Genomic DNA, 16,056 nt, shown 5'->3' with positions numbered 1-16,056 from the left:
CGCTTCAAGCGATGCTGTGTTACGGTTTGCCCATATCCGCGGGGGCGGGGGGCAACATGCGGAGGTCGTCTTCTTTCTCCATCCGCGCCGCAGCGGCGAGGAGTTCTTCGCGCACCCGGCATTCGATGTCCCAAAAGGTCGCCGCATTGTCGGTGGGCAGTTCAAAGCGAACTTTGATGCCGAATGCGTCTTGCTCAAGCACATGGACCTTGGCCTTGTCCATCGGTTTGACGTCATTGGGGTCTTCTTGGGCCAAAAGATTAAAGAACACCCGGCGCAGCGCCGCCACATCGGCATTCTGCGACAGGGTCAGGATGATGGGGCGTACCATGGCGTGGTCCTCGATCGACCAATTCTCAAACGCATCAGAGACGAAATAGCTGACCGGAACGATCAGACGGGTACCGTTCCAGTTCAAAAGTTGCACGTAGGTAAAGTGGATCCGCTCTACCGTGCAAAAATGCCCCTCAAAGATCAGCTGGTCGCCAATCCGGGCGGAACGGTTCAGCGCGATCTGGATGGAAGCAAGAATATTGCCCAGAACCTCACGCGCGGCGAAACCCAGTACGATGGTCACTGCACCGGCAGAGGCCAGCAGAGACAGTCCAAGTGTGTTGTCCGCATTGCTTGAGACCAAGATCACGCCCGAGGCCACCAGCACCGCAATCACGATCACCCCTTTGCGGGCGGCGGCGATCGTAGTGGCGATGGATCGCATGTGCGCGTTCATCGGATCGGCCAGTTCATAGGCGTTGTTGGGGCTGATCCGATCGAAAATCTCGTCAAAGGTAAAGACGATGGCGAGGGTGCCTGCGGTCACATAGGCGATCAGCAATATCGGACTGAGCACCGCGTCGATGAAGCCGGATACCACCAGCACGCGGCTGGTGGCCGTGCCAATGATCGCGGCGCAAAGCACGATGGCGGCGGGCCAGCGGAAAGACCGCAACATAAAGCGCATCCAGCGCCGTTTGGCCACTTCGCCCAGACGGCGCATGATGCCAAAGGCGAACCAGCCAGCCATCAGCGCCCCCACCACCAGCAGGGGCAAAAACAGCACTTCCCAAAGATACATGCCCCAAAAGGCGCGGATGCGCAGCCAGTCGGGCAACATCGTCTCAAGCTCCGTCGGCCCGTATTGCGCGTGAAGATGGGGAATGTTGTCGATGCTCTGGCGCGAGAAGACCCAGACGGGCTCGGCGTCCTCTCCGGGTTTGATCCGGTTGAGCCGCAAAGGCACATCATGGCCGCCCAGCTCCAACCGGTCGATCAGCAACGAGCGGCGCACGCGCCCGGTGTCGTTATCCTCGGCCGAGCCAGAGAGCCAACCGTCGGGCCGGTCCGCCAGTTTGCGCCATGGCACGACGACCTTGCGCTCCATCAGGACCGAAAGCTGAAAGGCGCGTTCAGTCCCGATGACGGCCTGATCGGCTTGGGGCAGGTCCGACAAGTCAAGGATATGCGCCGCGTCGGAGTAGTGGCCATTGTCCGTCAGGTAAATGAAGCTTTCCAGCGCGGCCATCGGCGTGCCCCGGTCCAGTGTCTCGGGCGGGGGCGGCAGGCCGGGGTTCAGCTCGGTCGTTTCAAACCATGCCTCTTGCGCCTGTCCGGTGGCGGCGGCAGCGAGCATTGCCAGCGCCAGCACAAAGGCCCCCAGAAAACGAGGAATCACAGACGCGAAAGCGCGTGAGAGTAGGGCAAGCCGCTGCATGGATAGGGCAATGTAGCGGGGGTTCGGGCAATTCAAGGCTGCGCCACGCTTGTTCATGCCATTTGCGGGCGTTTAGTTTTCGTTGATGTCACGGGTGACGATCCGCGCGCCGCTGGACTGCCGTTTGAAAACCGCCCGCAGGACCAGCCAAGCGAACAGTGACAAAACCGCGAAGATCGCCAGCATCAAGGCCACATTGGCCGGTGCCCAAAACGCAACCACCACCGCCATGCCAAGCGCGCCGAGCGCGAAGCCAAGGAAGATCGAACCGGGCAGCAAAAGCTCAACCACGCCAAGGGCCAAGGCCGCGCAGACCCAGACCCACCAGAGTGCCAGCCAAGCCGCCATTAGCCTTTCCCTCTGAGCAGTTTGAACGCATCGCCAAAGGCCTCTAACGCCTGCGCGGGGACAAGGATGGTCTGACTGCCTGCACCCTTGCCCATGGCATTCAGCGCATCGACCTGTTTCAGCGCGATCTGGTAATGCGCGGCGTCGAGCCCGTTTTCGTTGATCGCCGTGGCGACAACTTGGGTGGCATAGGCTTCGGCATCGGCCAGAATGCGCCGCGCCTTGGCGGTCTGCTCTGACGCGTAAAGCTCGGCCTCGGCGGCCAGTTCCACGGCGCGTTTCTTGCCCTCGGCCTCTGTCACCTGTGCGCGGCGGGCGCGTTCGGCGTTGAGCTGTTGCATCATGGCGGCACGGGTGGCGGCATCTAGGTTCACGTCCAGAATTTCGGCTCGGGTCACTTCGATGCCCCAACTGTCCACCGCGTCTTCGACGCTGGCCTTAATTGTGGTGATCAATTGGCTGCGGTTGGCCTGCACCTCGTCCAAGTCCATTTTGCCGATCTCGGCCCGCACGATGCCCGCCACGGTGGTTGAGATTGCGCTGTCCACGTTGCGGATGCGGTAAACGGTCTTTTCCGGCATCGGTGATGCGGTAAAACACCGAGGTATCGACCTGCACCAGCACGTTGTCGCGGGTGATGGCGTCTTGGCTGGCGGTGGGCAACTGCCGTTCTAAGATCGAGATTTTATGCGCCACATGATCGATAAACGGCACGATCATATTAATCCCCGGCCCCAAGACCGCGCGCAAACGGCCAAAGCGTTCAATCACATGCTGTTCGGATTGCGGGACGATCTTGACCGATTTCAGGATCAGGATCACGACCAGCAAGGCCAGCAAAAGCCAAGCGAGGTTGTTCTCCAAAAGGCCGATCAGCATGTCTTCGAGGGGCAAGGCCGTAATCCTTTGAATGATATCATTTTTACGCAATCCTCGCTATTTTACCTTTATTGCATGTTTCTCGCCACTGGTTTATCGCGCCAGTCGCAGCCAGAGAGGGCCAGAGTATGACCAGCACCGGATTCACAAAACACGCGCAGGACGGCAAGGCACGCAGCGGCGTGATCCAGACCCCGCGCGGCGACATCCGCACGCCCGCCTTCATGCCCGTGGGCACGGCGGCGACGGTCAAGGCGATGATGCCCGAAAGCGTGGCCTCGACGGGCGCTGATATCCTGCTGGGCAACACCTACCATCTGATGCTGCGCCCCACGGCGGAACGGGTGGCCGCCTTGGGCGGGCTGCATAAGTTCATGAACTGGGACAGGCCGATCCTGACGGACAGTGGCGGCTTTCAAGTGATGAGCCTTGCCGGGCTGCGCAAGCTGACCGAGCGTGGCGTGACCTTCAAAAGCCATATCGACGGCTCTAAACATGAAATCACGCCGGAACGTTCGATGGAGATTCAGGAACTGCTCGGCTCCGACATCGTCATGTGTTTCGACGAATGCCCCGCGCTGCCCGCCGACCGCGACCGTATTGCCAGCAGCATGCGCCTGTCGATGCGTTGGGCCAAGCGCAGCCGGGAGGCTTTCGGTGACCGTCCGGGGCATATGCTTTTCGGCATCCAGCAGGGCGGGCTTGAGCAAGACTTTCGCCAAGAGAGCGCCGAGGCGCTGCGCGAGATCGGTTTTGACGGCTATGCCGTCGGCGGTCTGGCCGTGGGCGAGGGGCAGCAGGCGATGTTCTCTACTCTTGATTTCGCCACCGACATGCTGCCCGAAGACAAACCGCGTTACCTGATGGGCGTGGGCAAGCCTGACGATATCGTGGGCGCCGTGGCGCGGGGCATTGATATGATGGACTGCGTTTTGCCCTCACGCTCTGGCCGCACGGGGCAGGTGTTTACCCGCATGGGGGTGCTCAACATCAAGAACGCGCGGCACATGGACGATCCGCGCCCTCTCGATGAAAATTGCAGCTGCCCGGCCTGCCAAAACTACTCACGCGCCTATCTGCACCATGTTTTCCGCAGCCAAGAGATCATCTCGTCGATGCTGCTGACATGGCACAACCTGCAATACTACCAAGACATCATGGCGGGCATGCGCGAGGCCATCGCGGCCGGGCGGTTTACCCAGTGGCAGGCCGACTTCCACGCAGGGCGCGCGCAGGGCGATATCGATCCGCTTTAAGGGCAGGGGGGCGGCGTATTCTCACGCGAAATTGTGCTGACGGTCCTTGCTGCATTGCGGCAGGGTCTTAGGTGCCCTTGCACAGTCTATTGCAAGGAAAGGCCCGAATATGACCGAGAAGCTATTTACCCCCTTCACCGCCGGTGAGATTGTGGCCGACAACCGTCTGGTGATGGCCCCGCTGACCCGCAACCGTGCAGATAACGAGACTGGCGAAGTCTCGGACATGCATGTCGAGTATTACCGCCAGCGCGCGGGGGCGGGCATCATCATCACCGAAGCCACCCAGATCAGCCCCGAGGGCAAAGGGTACTTCCAAACCCCCGGCATCCATACCGAAGGCCAAGTCGCCGCATGGCGTAAAGTGACCGATGCGGTGCATTCCGAAGGCGGGCGCATCGTGATCCAACTGTGGCACGTGGGCCGGATCAGCCATACCTCCCTGCAGCCCGAGGGCGCCAAGCCTGTCGCGCCTTCCGCCATCGCTGCTGGGGTGAAAACCTTTACCGCCAATGGGTTTGAGGATACTTCAGAGCCGCGCGCGCTGGATTTGGATGAGATGCCGCGTTTGGTCGCGGACTACGCCCATGCCGCCGAAATGGCCAAAAAAGCCGGTTTCGACGGGGTCGAGGTGCATGGGGCCAATGGCTATCTGCTGGATCAATTTCTGAAAACCGGCAGCAACAAACGCGATGACGCCTATGGCGGCAGTGTGGAAAACCGGGCGCGGTTGCTGTTCGAAGTGCTGGATGCTGTGACAAAGGTCTGGGGCGGTGAACGTGTCGGCCTGCGGCTCTCGCCCTTCTCGCCCGCCAATGGGATCGAAGACGCCAATCCGCAGGAGACGTTTGAGTATGTCGTCAAAGGGCTGAACCGCTACAACCTCTCCTATCTGCACCTCGTCGAAGGTGCGACGGGCGGCTCGCGTGAGTTGGACGAGGGCGAAAGCATCGCCGCCCTGCGCACCCTCTTTGAGGGGCCCTATATGGCCAATAACGGCTATGACCGTGAGATGGCGATCGAGGCCGTGGGCAATGACAAGGCCGATCTGATCGCGGTGGGCCGCCCCTTCATCGCCAATCCCGATCTGCCGCGCCGTTGGCAGATGAACGGGCCGCTGAACGAGGGCGATACCGATACCTATTACGGGGGCGGGCGCGAAGGCTTTACCGATTACCCGACACTGGAACAGGCCGACGCCTGATCAATTACGAGATCAATTTCGGGGCGCCCATGCGGCGCCCCGTGCCAGGGCGCGCGGAATTGCGGCGAAATCAACCCAACGCGCGCTTGCCTCCACCCCGCCGAAGCGCGATGATGGCGGCCTAATACCCCGCAAGGGATTGAAACAGGCGGATGGGATGCACACATGTCCTGTCCAGAAAAGGGGATGTCAGAGGCCGCCTATGACAGGGGCCCGGATGTCTTGCTAAGATAAGGAATTGAGCATGTTAGAGCCACTGAACGCATCCTACCCGGTGCTTCCGCTGCGCGACATCGTCGTGTTTCCCCACATGATCGTGCCGCTTTTCGTTGGCCGCGAAAAATCCGTCCGCGCCCTTGAAGAGGTGATGGCAGACGACAAACAAATCCTGCTGTCGAGCCAGATCGACCCCGCCGAGGATGATCCCGACACCGCTGGCATCTACAAGGCCGGTGTGTTGGCCAATGTGCTGCAACTGCTGAAACTGCCCGATGGCACAGTCAAAGTGCTGGTCGAAGGTCAGGCGCGCGTGCGCATCACCGAATACCTTGAGAACGACAATTTCTTCGAGGCCCGCGCCGAGTATCTGACCGAGATGCCGGGCGATGCGGCCACCACACAGGCGCTGCTGCGCACCGTGGCCGATGAGTTTGAGCGTTACGCCAAGGTCAAGAAGAACGTGCCTGAAGAAGCGCTCGCCGCCGTTGGCGAAAGCGCCGAACCTGCACGTCTGGCCGATCTGGTTGCAGGTCACCTCGGCATCGAAGTCGAGCAAAAGCAGGATCTGCTGGAAACGCTGAGCATCTCTGAGCGGCTTGAGAAGGTTTACGGGTTGATGCAGGGCGAAATGTCCGTCTTGCAGGTCGAGAAAAAGATCAAAACCCGCGTCAAATCCCAGATGGAGCGCACGCAGCGCGAATACTATCTGAATGAGCAGATGAAGGCCATTCAGCACGAGTTGGGCGACGGCGAAGACGGCAAGAACGAAGTGGCCGAGCTGGAAGCCCGCGTGGCTGAGACCAAGCTGAGCAAGGAAGCCCGCGAAAAGGCTGATGCGGAGATCAAAAAGCTCAAGAACATGAGCCCGATGTCTGCCGAAGCCACCGTTGTGCGCAACTACCTTGATTGGATGCTGTCGATTCCATGGGGCGTAAAATCGCGCGTTAAGAAAGATCTGGGCAAGGCGCAAAAGGTGCTGGATGACGATCACTATGGCCTTGAGAAGGTCAAAGAGCGGATCGTTGAGTACCTCGCCGTGCAGCAGCGCTCGACCAAGATGAAAGGCCCGATCATGTGCCTCGTCGGCCCTCCGGGCGTCGGCAAGACCTCCTTGGGCAAATCGGTCGCCAAGGCCACGGGGCGCGAGTTCATTCGCATCTCGCTGGGTGGCGTGCGCGACGAGTCCGAGATCCGCGGTCATCGCCGGACCTACATCGGCTCCATGCCCGGCAAGATCATTCAGGCGCTGAAAAAAGCGAAAACCACGAACCCGCTCATCCTGCTCGATGAGATCGACAAGATGGGGCAGGACTTCCGTGGCGATCCGGCGTCGGCAATGCTCGAAGTGCTTGATCCGGAACAGAACGGCACCTTCGTCGATCACTACTTGGAGGTGGAATACGATCTGTCGAATGTTATGTTCCTGACCACATCGAACAGCTACAACATGCCCGGGCCGCTTCTGGACCGGATGGAGATCATCCCGCTCTCGGGCTACACCGAGGACGAAAAGCGCGAGATCGCCAAGCAGCATCTGGTGGCCAAACAGGTCAAGAACCACGGTCTGAAGAAGAAGGAGTTCGAGATCGAAGACTCCGCTCTGACCGGCATGATCCGCTACTACACCCGCGAGGCTGGCGTGCGGAACCTTGAGCGCGAGATCGCCAAGGTGGCACGTAAGTCACTGACCAAGATCGTGAAAAAGGAAGCTGAGAACGTCACCGTGACTGGCGACAACCTCGAAGACTTCCTTGGCGTGCGCAAGCATCGCTTCGGTCTGGCCGAAGAGAAAGACCAGATCGGCGTCGTGACCGGGCTGGCCTATACCTCCGTGGGCGGTGAGTTGTTGCAGATCGAAGCTCTGCGATTGCCGGGCAAGGGCCGGATGAAGACCACCGGCAAGCTTGGCGATGTGATGAAGGAAAGTATCGACGCGGCAAGCTCTTACGTCCGTTCGATCTCTCCGCAGATCGGGATCAAACCGCCGAAGTTCGACACGCTGGACATTCACGTGCACGTTCCCGACGGTGCCACGCCCAAAGACGGCCCCTCGGCCGGTCTGGCGATGGTGACTTCGATCGTCTCGGTGCTGACGCAGATCCCCGTGCGGCGCGACATCGCCATGACGGGCGAGGTTTCGCTGCGCGGTAACGCCATGCCGATCGGCGGTTTGAAAGAGAAACTTCTCGCGGCCCTGCGCGGCGGTATCACCACGGTGCTGATCCCGCAGGAGAATGAGAAAGACCTGCCGGACATCCCGGATAACGTCAAAGAAGGGCTGACCATCATCCCGGTGAACCATGTTTCCGAAGTGTTGGAACATGCGCTGGTCAGCAAGCCAAAGGCGATCGACTGGGACGAAGCCGCCCAAGAGGCCGCCGAGGCTGCCGCGATCAAAGCCCGTGCCGCTGGCGTGGACGCGACCACCACGCATTAAGCCGGACGGCCTATCAAAAAGCTCCCAAACGCGCGCCTTTCGAGGCGCGCGTTTTTCATTTTAGCAGGGGATAGGCCGCGCCGCATTCCGCTACAGTTTTTGCGCCAAACCCTCTTGCAAGCATCGCCGCAATTGGCTACTTCGCCCCGCAAGGGTGATTAGCTCAGTGGTAGAGCGCTTCGTTCACATCGAAGATGTCAGGAGTTCAAATCTCTTATCACCCACCATTTTCCTACATTTTGAATAAATTCAATCGGCAGTCCTGCGTGACGGCACTCTGGCTCATCTGCGCATGATCCCAGCCACCGGGCAGGCTTGCCTTCCCCGTCCTGCGGTGGTCCTTATCCAATCAATGGCCATACCACGGACAACACGGCGGAGAGAGCATGTCGGCACATCCCAAAATCTGGTTCCTGCGACACGGGCAGACCGAGTGGAACCGCGCGTTCCGATTGCAGGGCCATCTCGATTCACCGCTGACCGATCAGGGCATCGCCGAGGCCGCGCAGCAGGCGCAGGTGATGCCGGCGGTCCTTGCGCAAAAGCCCGATATTCTCGTCTCTCCGCTTGGCCGTGCGCAGCAGACTGCGCGGATTGCACTGGATGGGGCGTCTTTTCAAACGGATGCGCGTCTGGTGGAGATCCATGCAGGCGCGTGGCAGGGGCTCACCCGCGATGAGATTCTTGCCGCCAACCCCGATCTCGCCGCGCGCCATCCAGCGCCGCTGGACATCTACGCCGCCGCGCCGGGCGGGGAGGGGCTGCCCGCGTTTCGCGGGCGGATCCGCGCGCTGCTTGATAGCCTGACCGCGCCCACAGTCCTGGTTGCCCATGGGCTCTGGGGGCAGGTGCTCCGGGCGGAGGTGCGCGGCCTTGAACTGGCGGCAGCGGGAGGGCTGAGCAACAGGCAGGGCTGCGTCTATCTGCTGGAGAACGGGACGGAAAGCGTTCTGGAATCCCCCGCATGAGCCGCTACCCGACGCTCTATATCTTGCGCCATGGCGAGACGGAATGGAACCTTGCCAACCGGCTGCAGGGGCACCTCGATTCCCCGCTGACCGACACAGGCCGTGCGCAGGCCGCTGCACAGAATACGATTCTGAAGCGCTGCGATCTGGCGGGATTTTCTGCCCTCAGCAGTCCGCAGGGGCGGGCGGTGGTCACCGCCGAGCTCGCGTTGGGGGGGCTGGGCATGCCGCTCGCGACGGACCCGCGACTGGGGGAGATCGGCATCGGCGCATGGGCAGGCAAGTCGCGCGATACATTGCTGCGCCAAACTCCGGCCGCACGTGATTCCTATGATCTTTACGAACATGCCCCCGACGGCGAAGGATTCGCGGCGCTTTATGAGCGCTGTCGCGGCTTTCTTGACGGTCTGACCGGGCCTCATGTGCTGGTGACACATGGCATCACTTCGCGCATGCTCCGCCTTATTTTACTGGGTCGCGCGCCGAGCGCGCTGCGGGATATGCAAGGCGGGCAGGGGGTGGTGTTCCGACTTAAGAACGGTCGGCAAAAAAGGCTGACATTATAGGCTTGAAGCCCGCCCCCACCTTGCGCTATGAGGTCCAAGTCGGGTCGTTAGCTCAGTTGGTAGAGCGCTTCGTTTACACCGAAGATGTCGGGAGTTCGAGCCTCTCACGACCCACCATTATTCCCCACCTATTCGTTTCTTGTGATGGATTGCCGCAATGTTGGGCCCGTCCGCTACGCGGCCAGTCTGGGTCGGGAGTTCGAGGCTTTTACTGGTCGACACGCCCCCCTCCCGTTAAGCGATATCCCTTCGGCTACTGGGAAGAACTGCCTGCGCAGTTCGCGCAGCGTATCTTGGTGCGGCCCGCATGCCCATTCTTGTAGGCCTGAGATGGCTGGCCAAGAAGGCTATGCCATTCCGTCGCCCGACCTGCTGAACACCTCCGGTCAATCCGAGCAAAGCAGACCCAACCCCCGAGGAACATCGCCGGATTTGCGGCTGTAAATCCGGCCCCCCAAACGCCCCAAAAACAACCTAGCGAAAATTTCATATTTTCGCACAAACCGCGCTTGACGGCAGAGCGCCCTCACCATAGAACACCCAAACGCTCCGGGGCGACCTGGAGAGTGCAGCGGGCGGTTGTAGCTCAGTTGGTTAGAGTACCGGCCTGTCACGCCGGGGGTCGCGGGTTCGAGCCCCGTCAACCGCGCCACCGCTGCCTGAAAAGGGGACCTCTTCGAGGTCCCTTTTTTCGTTTCCAGCCCCCACAAAATACCGCGCGAAACTTCTTTTCCCAAAGCGCATTTTCTCGGGCGAATGCGCTTGACGGCCCGCGCCCCTTGGCCTATTCCGCCCACATCGCGCGGTTGTAGCTCAGTTGGTTAGAGTACCGGCCTGTCACGCCGGGGGTCGCGGGTTCGAGCCCCGTCAACCGCGCCACTTTCTCCCCCTCTTTATAGTAGACATACACTGCGACCAAAGCGGTCGCACGGGTGGCGCGCGCCGTAGGTTTGCATCGCCCAAGGAGGCATAATGGCGACCGGGCAGGCCCGATCGCAAGTGGGGTGCAATTGGCGACCGGGCAGACCCGATCGCCGGTGGGATCAGGTCAGCGCATCAAGGATGCGGGCCCAAGACCGGATGCCTTTGTGAAAGCTCTCCATGTCGTATTTCTCGTTCGGGGAGTGGATCTGGTCGTCGTCCTTGCCAAAACCGATCAACATCGGCTCAGTGCCCAAAATCTTCTGAAAATGCCCCGCGATCGGGATCGAGCCGCCACAGCCGATATAGGCCGCAGGCACCTGCCACTCGTCACTGAGCGCTTGGCGGGCGGGTTCGAACATCGGATGGCCGATTTCCACGCCCGAGGCCTGGCTCGCGCCATGGCCTGAGAATGCCACCGTGCAATCCTCGGGCAGCATCTCGGCCACCATCTTGCGAAAGTTCTCGCGAATGGCGAGCGGGTCTTGGGTGCCGACAAGTCGGAAGCTGATTTTGGCATGCGCCTCGGACGGCAGCACCGTTTTGAAACCGTCACCGGTATAGCCGCCCCAGATGCCATTGACCTCACAGGTCGGACGCGACCAGATCATCTCAAGCGGAGTGCGGTCCTGCTCGCCTGCGGGTTTGCTGAGGCCCACGTCGCCGAGGAAGGCGGCATGGTCAAATGCCAGCCCCTGCCACTGCGCTTCCAGATCCTCGGGCAGGTCCGGCACGCCGTCATAGAAGCCGGGGATGGTGATGCGGCCTTCGTCGTCATGCAGCGACGCGATCACCTTGCTCAGCGCGCGGATTGGGTTCATCGAAATGCCGCCGTACATGCCCGAATGTAGGTCTTTCGACGGCGCGGTAACGGTCAGTTCTTCGCCCAGCAACCCGCGCAGCATCGTGACGATGGCGGGGGTCTTGCTCTCGAACAGCCCGGTGTCGCAGATCATCGCCACATCGGCTTTCAGCTCCTCGGCGTTTTCCTCCATGAAGGGGACAAGCGACGGTGAGCCAGATTCCTCTTCGCCTTCGAGGAAGAAGGTGATGCGACACGGCCAATCGCCTTTCACCTCTTTCCATGCGCGCAGGGCCTCGATGATGGTCATCAGCTGGCCCTTGTCATCGGCAGCCCCACGGCCCCGGATCACGCGGCCCTTGTCGGTGTCCTCAACCGCCGGATCGAAGGGGTCGCGGTCCCAAAGGTTCAGCGGGTCGACCGGCTGCACATCATAGTGGCCGTAGAACAGCAGATGCGGCTTGCCTTCGCCCACATGCCCCACAACCATCGGATGCCCCGGCGTGGCGCGTTTTTCGGCCTCTACCCCCATAGATTGAAGGTCCGCGACCAGCCAATCGGCGGCGCGGTCGCAATCGGCCTTATAGGCCGGATCGGTTGAGATCGACGGGATGCGCAGCAGTTCTAGCAGACGGTCGGTGGCGGCGGGCAGATCGTCGTCGATCCGGGCGAGAACATCGTCGAGGGACATGGCTTAAATTCCTTGCGCTTGTGAGTTTGGCGCGAAGGTATCAGGCGGGCAGGGCGTGTCCAGTGGCCGCGGGGGCGGTGTTCAGAACGTGAGCGAGAGGCGGCTGCCCTCGGGCGTGAGACGGTGGTCCACCTGCGCATTCAACTGCGAGGCCGCCGCCGCCATCAAGGTTTGCCCGATGCTGTCGGCCCGTTGTTTGCCTTCGTTCTTCGAGCCGATGCCGTCATCTTTGCAAGACAGGATGAAACGTCCTTCGCGCAGGCTCAGGTCAATCCCAATCTGGCCGGGCGTGGCGTCGGGGAAGGCGTGTTTGATCGAATTGGCCGCGAACTCGCTTATGATCAGCGCCATGGAAGAGGCCGCGGTCGCCCGCAGGGTGACGGGGTCAGATCTGTAGTCGATTTTTACATGACCCGGCGCGGTTTCGCGCAAAAGCCCCACGACCTTGTCGAGGTATTTATGTGCATCGACCTCATCGCGGCCGCGCACGGATTGCAGTTCACTGTGCAGCGTTGCCATGGCGTTGACGCGGCGCTGGATGCCGTCAAGCACATCGACCGTGGTCTGGTCATCCAGTTGGCGGCTATGCAGCCGGACCATGGCCGATAGCGTCTGGAGCGAGTTTTTCACCCGGTGGTCGGCCTCGCTCATCAGCACTTCTCGCTGGCGCAGGGCAATGCGAAGATCAAGCTGCTTCATCACCTGACGGGACAGCACGGACATGGCCTTGCGTTGCAGCGCGGTCAGCTGTCGTGGTTTGTTATCAAGGATGCACAGCGTGCCAAGCGGCATCCCGTCCGACGCCACCAGCAGGGCGCCCGCGTAAAAGCGCAGCCCGTCGCCCGCGGTGCACAGCGGGTTGTCCGCCATCCGCGGGTCTTTAAGCGTGTCGGGAATCTCAACAAAAGGGTCTTCCAGAATCGCATGAGAGCACAATGATGTTTCAAGCGGCGTCTCGCGCGCGTTCAGCCCAACCTCGGCTTTGAACCACTGGCGGTCCTTGTCGATCAGGTTGATCACCGAAATGGGCGCGTCACAGATCTCGGCTGCCAGTTCGACGATTTCGTCGAACTCTTCCTCGCGCGGAGTGTCGAGGATATCGTAATTATAGAGCGTCCGCAGGCGTTGGTCCTGCTGGGGGTGAGGATCGGCGCGCAAATCAAAGCCCCTTTCTGGGTTTCCTGTTGAAGACAGGAAAGCGCCCGAAAACACAAGCAAACAATCCAAACTATGCCTAAATCCGCGCTCTTACCTGCGACAGTTCGTCCCGCAGCGGGTTCTGGATAAGAGATTGAAGCTTTGGCCTTGGATCTGTAATCATTCTAAAAGCTGAATATGGAAGGGGCCCTTCCTGTTCGCGCCAAAAGATGGAGACGCGCAATGGATTATAACGAGAAGCTCGACGCGGCGATTGCGCGCCTGCATGACGAAGGACGCTACCGGACCTTTATCGACATCGAGCGTCGCAACGGCCAGTTCCCCCATGCGGTCTGGACCAAGCCCGACGGATCGCAGCAAGATATCACCGTTTGGTGCGGCAACGATTACCTTGGCATGGGGCAAAACCCCGTTGTGATCGAAGCCATGGAAGAGGCCCTGCGCGCGACCGGGGCAGGCTCTGGCGGCACGCGCAATATCTCTGGCACAACGGTTTACCACAAACAGCTTGAGGCCGAACTGGCCGATCTGCATGGCAAGGAAGCGGCGCTGCTGTTCACCTCGGCCTATATCGCCAATGACGCCACGCTTTCCACGCTGCCCAAGCTGTTTCCGGGGCTGATCATCTATTCCGACGCGCTGAACCATGCCTCCATGATCGAAGGGGTGCGCCGCAATGGCGGCGCCAAGCGTATCTTCCGCCATAACGATCTGGACCATCTGCGCGAGTTGATGGAGGCCGATGACCCCGCCGCGCCCAAGCTTATTGCATTTGAATCGATCTATTCCATGGACGGTGATTTCGGCCCCATCGAAGAGATTTGCGATCTGGCTGATGAATTCGGCGCGCTGACCTATATCGACGAAGTGCACGCCGTGGGCATGTACGGCCCGCGCGGGGCAGGGGTGGCAGAGCGTGACCGCCTGATGCACCGGCTCGACATCATCAACGGCACGCTGGCCAAGGCTTACGGCGTCATGGGCGGCTATATCGCGGCCTCTGCCAAGATGTGCGACGCGATCCGCTCCTATGCGCCGGGCTTCATCTTTACCACTTCGCTGCCGCCCGCCGTGGCGGCGGGGGCGGCGGCTTCGGTTGCCTATCTCAAACGCGCGCCGGAACTGCGCGAAAAGCACCAGCAGCAGGCCAAGGCGCTGAAACTGCGGCTCAAGGGGCTGGGATTGCCGATCATCGACCACGGCAGCCATATCGTGCCCGTTATGGTGGGCAACCCGGTCCATACCAAGCTGCTGTCGGACATGCTGCTCGAAGATCACGGCATCTATGTCCAGCCCATCAACTTCCCCACGGTGCCACGCGGCACAGAACGGCTGCGCTTCACGCCGTCGCCGGTGCATGGGCCCAAGGAAATGGACGCGCTTGTTCGCGGGATGGACACGCTCTGGTCTCATTGTGCGCTGAATCGTGCCGAAGCTGCGGGCTAACGCAGCGCTATTCGTGTTTTGCGTTGTCTTGTGGTAGCCTTTTGTCAAGAAAAGGCTACATCCGAATCGTTGGGGCGTGTTTGGATCAAAGCTACAGGCTAACAGGGACAGGGCATATTGATGATCGGGCGATGGGCCTCCAGAACCGCTGAGGACGAAACAGTCGAACCCAAAGGGTTCGATGCATTCGAATTGCGGTTGGGGGATGTCATGCGCGGTGAACGCGCCACGCTCGGTAAATCCCTGCTCGACGTGCAGCGCGAATTGCGCATCAAAGCCTCCTATATCGCGGCGATTGAGAATTGCGATCCGGGTGCATTCGACACGCCCGGTTTCATCGCGGGCTACGTGCGCTCCTACGCACGCTACCTCAACATGGACCCAGATCAGGCCTTTGCCGCATTCTGCAAGGAATCCGGTTTCGCCGTGGCCCATGGCATGTCCGCCGAAGCCTCGGTGGTCAAGAAACCCAGTTTCGAAGAACGCCGCAAGACCCCGAAAGAAGACGATCTTTTCGCCCGCCCCAATACGCCTTTCGTGCCCACGGGCGACGGGTTGCTCAGCCGGATTGAGCCCGGTGCTGTCGGCTCTTCGATGGTGCTGATCGCGCTGATCTCTGCCATCGGCTTTGGCGGCTGGACCGTCTTGAAAGAGGTGCAGCGTGTGCAGGTGGCGCCGGTGGATCAGACCCCGATTGTGCTGTCTGACCTTGATCCGCTGGACGGGGCGCTGGCCCGCGCGCCTGACGCGGAAGACGATTCCGCTGCGCCCCAAAGCGTGGAAAGCCCGCGCGCCGATGCGCTCGACCGGCTTTACCGTCCGCAGGCTTTGGATGTGCCGGTATTGGTGGCGCGTGATGCGCCCATTGCTTCCATTGATCCGCGTTCCGTCAGCAATTTCCCGACCCCCGACCGCCCCGATACGGCAGAGCCAAGCACCGCCGTGGCCGAGAATGGCACGATCGACGCTGCCATCGACGAAGCCCTGATGCTCGCCAACGCCGAGACCGATCTGCCCAAACCGCAGGTGGTTGAGCCTTTGGGCGACAAGGTGCGCATGGTCGCGGCCTATCCCTCATGGGTGCGGGTACGCGCCGCCGATGGCACGGTGATTTTCGAAGGCGTGATGAACAAGGGCGACACATGGGATGTCCCCGTCACCGAAGAGCCGCCCTCCCTGCGGACGGGCGAATCCGGTGCGCTTTATTTCGCGATGGCAGACGGATGTTTCGGCCCTGTCGGGCCGCGTGGTGCTGTCACTTCGAATGTGCCGCTCCACGCGCAGGCGCTGGCCGAACTTTATCAGCCAGTTGACCCAAAGGCAGAGCAATCGCTGAGCCGGATGTTCGCCGATCTGGAAGGCTCGCTTGACCCTTCCGCGCTGGCGGCGATGCCCTGTCAGGGCAGCTAAGCGCGCGGGCCTTCGCTTCCCATTGCACATGATGCCCCGG

General features: G+C 61.0%; 11 protein-coding genes, 4 tRNA genes and 1 pseudogene. 11 read left to right on the top strand and 5 right to left on the bottom strand.

The genetic code is table 11. The features are described from left to right. Positions 1-19: 19 nt before the first annotated feature. The 3 genes and pseudogenes from K3758_RS11015 to K3758_RS11005 all read right to left on the bottom strand — a co-directional run bounded on the left by K3758_RS11015 (position 20) and on the right by K3758_RS11005 (position 2,938). The gene (locus tag K3758_RS11015) at positions 20-1,645 is read right to left on the bottom strand and encodes a mechanosensitive ion channel family protein (protein WP_259944729.1); all 1,626 of its coding nucleotides are present in this window, start codon (positions 1,643-1,645) and stop codon (positions 20-22) included. A 138-nt stretch (positions 1,646-1,783) separates the two neighbouring features. Further along, positions 1,784-2,059: an NfeD family protein gene (locus K3758_RS11010; protein ID WP_259944727.1), complete on the bottom strand. Its 276-nt coding sequence runs from the start codon at positions 2,057-2,059 to the stop codon at positions 1,784-1,786. After that, positions 2,059-2,938 (bottom strand): annotated as a pseudogene (locus K3758_RS11005) (SPFH domain-containing protein). Before K3758_RS11005 ends, K3758_RS11010 begins: the two are co-directional and overlap by 1 nt. A 128-nt stretch (positions 2,939-3,066) precedes the next feature. On the opposite strand from K3758_RS11005, the gene tgt reads away from it, so the two are divergent. From tgt to K3758_RS10960, 9 genes are all read left to right on the top strand, one after another. Then, complete coding sequence (tgt, locus tag K3758_RS11000) at positions 3,067-4,194, top strand: tRNA guanosine(34) transglycosylase Tgt (protein WP_259944725.1); 1,128 nt, start codon at positions 3,067-3,069, stop codon at positions 4,192-4,194. Positions 4,195-4,303: 109 nt separating this feature from the next. Beyond that, positions 4,304-5,398, top strand: a complete 1,095-nt coding sequence (locus K3758_RS10995) for an alkene reductase (RefSeq protein WP_259944722.1) — start codon at positions 4,304-4,306, stop codon at positions 5,396-5,398. Between the two features lie 244 nt (positions 5,399-5,642). After that, positions 5,643-8,054, top strand: a complete 2,412-nt coding sequence (lon, locus tag K3758_RS10990) for an endopeptidase La (protein WP_259944719.1) — start codon at positions 5,643-5,645, stop codon at positions 8,052-8,054. Between the two features lie 152 nt (positions 8,055-8,206). Next, positions 8,207-8,281: transfer RNA gene (locus K3758_RS10985), tRNA-Val, on the top strand. 159 nt (positions 8,282-8,440) lie between these two features. Next, entirely contained in the window at positions 8,441-9,022 is a 582-nt protein-coding gene (locus tag K3758_RS10980; protein WP_259944716.1) for a histidine phosphatase family protein, read from the top strand. Then, complete coding sequence (locus K3758_RS10975; protein WP_259944713.1) at positions 9,019-9,588, top strand: histidine phosphatase family protein; 570 nt, start codon at positions 9,019-9,021, stop codon at positions 9,586-9,588. The genes K3758_RS10980 and K3758_RS10975 overlap by 4 nt, the downstream gene beginning before the upstream one ends. A 41-nt stretch (positions 9,589-9,629) precedes the next feature. Next, positions 9,630-9,705, top strand: a tRNA-Val gene (locus tag K3758_RS10970). Between the two features lie 458 nt (positions 9,706-10,163). Then, positions 10,164-10,240 (top strand) — tRNA-Asp (locus K3758_RS10965). Positions 10,241-10,390: 150 nt separating this feature from the next. Beyond that, a tRNA-Asp gene (locus tag K3758_RS10960) sits at positions 10,391-10,467 on the top strand. 164 nt (positions 10,468-10,631) lie between these two features. On the opposite strand, the gene K3758_RS10955 is transcribed toward K3758_RS10960, so the two are convergent. Next, entirely contained in the window at positions 10,632-12,002 is a 1,371-nt protein-coding gene (locus tag K3758_RS10955) for a M20/M25/M40 family metallo-hydrolase (RefSeq protein WP_259944712.1), read from the bottom strand. Positions 12,003-12,083: 81 nt separating this feature from the next. Continuing rightward, positions 12,084-13,160 (bottom strand): sensor histidine kinase, encoded by a 1,077-nt coding sequence (locus tag K3758_RS10950; RefSeq protein WP_259944710.1) that lies wholly within the window; start codon positions 13,158-13,160, stop codon positions 12,084-12,086. Between the two features lie 222 nt (positions 13,161-13,382). Between K3758_RS10950 and hemA the strand changes: the two genes are divergently transcribed. Next, positions 13,383-14,606, top strand: a complete 1,224-nt coding sequence (gene hemA, locus K3758_RS10945) for a 5-aminolevulinate synthase (protein WP_120351283.1) — start codon at positions 13,383-13,385, stop codon at positions 14,604-14,606. A 120-nt stretch (positions 14,607-14,726) separates the two neighbouring features. Further along, the gene (locus K3758_RS10940) at positions 14,727-16,016 is read left to right on the top strand and encodes a RodZ domain-containing protein (protein WP_259944708.1); all 1,290 of its coding nucleotides are present in this window, start codon (positions 14,727-14,729) and stop codon (positions 16,014-16,016) included. Positions 16,017-16,056: the final 40 nt, after the last annotated feature.

The organism is Sulfitobacter sp. W002 (assembly GCF_025142135.1).
Classification (GTDB): domain Bacteria; phylum Pseudomonadota; class Alphaproteobacteria; order Rhodobacterales; family Rhodobacteraceae; genus Sulfitobacter; species Sulfitobacter profundi.
Note: the sequence above shows the minus strand (reverse complement) of the source record. Positions and strands in the feature narration are given on the sequence as shown.